General features: G+C 40.6%; 1 protein-coding gene. It reads right to left on the bottom strand.

Going from position 1 to position 781, the window contains the following annotated elements:
* Positions 1-169: 169 nt before the first annotated feature.
* A complete protein-coding gene (locus tag ACQR30_RS13920; RefSeq protein WP_429736150.1) occupies positions 170-433 on the bottom strand; it encodes a hypothetical protein in 264 nt (87 codons plus the stop codon).
* Positions 434-781: the final 348 nt, after the last annotated feature.

Here is a 781-nt window from a genome sequence, read left to right as displayed (position 1 = left end):
CATTTAGCGGTGAGTTCCAAGCTAGCAATGACATGACCAGGACGCTCAAACCGGATACATCCAGGTATAGTTGAGCCGATAATGCGACAAAGCCGGTCGGAACAATAGAACAGATAAGCGCGCATCCGGCCTAAAATGTTGGAATTAACTGTTATAAATTAAAACTTACCTAAACAATTAAATTCCTATTAAACTGTCGCTTCAGTTCCATACTACGCGCCGAGTTTTGAGTGATCTCGTTCAGTGGACAAATTGTCTGCAGAGCTAAACGGCCATAATAAATTGCAATTCCATAAGAAGCCGTAATAAGCACAGATCCCCAGGCATAGTAAACGGCAGCAATTCCGTCTTGCTGAAAGTTTGCTTTATTAAGTTTATATTTCAAGTTGTACCATGTCAATAGCCGTAACAAAGTTTGTATGTCCGTCTTCATTTGTCCATTCAAGGCCCAACATGTTCTCATAGTACAAGCGATGTCTGGTCTGGCATTTGCGGCGGCACATGTAGCTTAAAATTCCTAACGACCAGGCCGCAACAACGGAACACAAAAGTGACAAAACTAATTGAATGTCCGGTGGCGAAGAACTAAAAATGCGAATTACCTGATTTTTAACAGAAATAACTCACTCTTTCAGAAGTAGATATCTGAAACGGAATTGTGCCGGAATCAGAGTGACTGCTAGTACAAGTAAAGACAGTTGAATAGTACTTAGAATTAAATTGTGTTTCAGGGACGGTATGTACTTTTCAATTCCACTAGCCATTACTATGAATACGCCAT

It is taken from the genome of Arachidicoccus sp., assembly GCF_050436765.1.
Taxonomy (GTDB): Bacteria; Bacteroidota; Bacteroidia; order Chitinophagales; family Chitinophagaceae; genus Arachidicoccus.
Note: the sequence above shows the minus strand (reverse complement) of the source record. Positions and strands in the feature narration are given on the sequence as shown.